General features: G+C 63.4%; 2 protein-coding genes. Both read right to left on the bottom strand.

Features of this window, described 5'->3' with window-relative positions; genetic code table 11:
* Positions 1-208 precede the first annotated feature (208 nt).
* A complete protein-coding gene (lptB, locus tag ABF990_RS10740; RefSeq protein WP_415492445.1) occupies positions 209-1030 on the bottom strand; it encodes an LPS export ABC transporter ATP-binding protein in 822 nt (273 codons plus the stop codon).
* Positions 1031-1032: 2 nt separating this feature from the next.
* The coding region (locus ABF990_RS10735; protein WP_415506605.1) for an LptA/OstA family protein at positions 1033-1745 on the bottom strand (713 nt) is incomplete at its 5' end.

Raw genomic sequence — 1745 nt, 5'->3', positions numbered from 1 at the left:
ATCAGGCGGCGGATGGTCCCGGTGCGTGGGCGTTCGGTCGGTACGGCGGTGCCACGGGGCGCAGAGCTTGGCTTGACGTGCCTGTGCCGCAAGACCGTGCGGGGTTAACCGCATCGGCCGATCTATTTCATGTCATGGAACAGGGGTGCCGAAACGGCGGACCGCCAGCATGCATTCAGGGCGCGGACCCGCCCTGAATGCGAAGGGGCTAGAGCGAAAAGCTCTCGCCCAGATAGACGCGGCGCACGTCCTCATGGGCCACGATTTCCTCAGGCACGCCCTGCATCAGCACCTGTCCGCTGTGCATGATATAGGCTCGGTCGATGACCTCAAGCGTTTCGCGCACGTTGTGGTCGGTAATCAGCACGCCGATCCCGCGGTCCTTGAGGTGGGACACCAGATCGCGGATTTCCCCCACGGCAATGGGGTCGATCCCGGCCAGCGGTTCGTCCAGCAGGATGTAATGCGGCTGGCTGGCCAGGGCACGGGCAATTTCAAGCCGGCGTCTTTCCCCGCCCGACAGTGCGAGCGACGGTGAACGGCGCAGGTGCGAAATGCCGAATTCGTTCAGCAGGCTGTCCAGCATGACCTGTCGCTGGTCGGGATCGGGTTCGACCACCTCAAGGGCAGCCAGAATATTCTGCTCCACATTGAGCCCACGGAAAATGCTGGCTTCCTGCGGCAGGTAGCCGATACCAAGCCTGGCCCGGCGGTACATGGGCAGGTGGGTAATATCGGCGCCGTCAAGCGTTATGGACCCGGTATCGGGCTGGACCAGCCCCACGATCATGTAGAAACTGGTGGTCTTGCCCGCGCCATTGGGGCCGAGCAGGCCCACGGCCTCGCCCCTGTGTACCTCGATCGATACATCCTTGACGACTTCGCGCTTCTTGTAGGACTTGCCGATCCCGCGTGCGAACAGGCCGTGGCCGGGCTGGTGGGGAGCGGTGGGGTCGGCGGGTTCAGGCGGCAGGCCTGTCACCACCTCGGTCACGCTTTCCTCGGACGTCCATTCTACTTCGCGGGTCATGCTTATTTCCTGTCCGACGTATCGCCATTGCTGGGAACGACCACACCGCTGACACGGGACCCGGCCTGTTCCGTCATGGTCGCGATACCGGTATGCATGTTGATAATGGCGGCGGCCCCCTGAATCTGGTTCGGCCCGCGCGTGATGTGCACGTTCCCCACAATCCGAGCGATACCGGTATCGGGCACGTAAACGCCCCGTTCGCCCGTTACCACCTCGGTCTGTGTGCGGACCCAGACATGGCCGAAGGCGTTCACTTTTTCCAGCTTGCCCGAACCATTTGTCAGCGGGTCGCCGGAACTGTCCTGCTTTTCCTGGTCCTGCCCGTTCGGTGTGGCTTGTCCGTTCTGGCCATCGGGTGTGGGCGGGGCGCTGTAGCCCACCAGCACGTCGGCACGGATCTGGCGGTGGTCGTCGGTGGTTACGGTCGCGTTGCCCCGGCCGATGGAAATACGCTGCTGCGAGTAATATTCCATGGAATCCCGGGCGGTCAGCACATCCTGCGGCGTAGTCAGCTTCAGTGCATTGCCGGTCATGACAAGAACAGCCTGGTCCATGTCGTAAATGGCCTTGTCGCCCCAGGCCTGGTCGGTCTGGGTAAAAATATGCACATGCCCGATCGCCTCGAGCCGGAAAATCTCGTTCGCGCCGCTCTCCTGATCGTCGCCACCGGAGGGGGGGGCGGCCTGCGCGCCGTTCTGCGCGGCAGGGGGGG

It is taken from the genome of Acetobacter sp. (assembly GCF_047723915.1).
Classification (GTDB): Bacteria; Pseudomonadota; Alphaproteobacteria; order Acetobacterales; family Acetobacteraceae; genus Acetobacter.
This window is presented reverse-complemented; position numbering and strand designations above follow the sequence as displayed.

Excerpts from the sequence above, each read along its gene's own strand:
- lptB (WP_415492445.1), bottom strand. The coding sequence starts at position 1,030 with ATGACCCGCGAAGTAGAATGGACGTCCGAGGAAAGCGTGACCGAGGTG.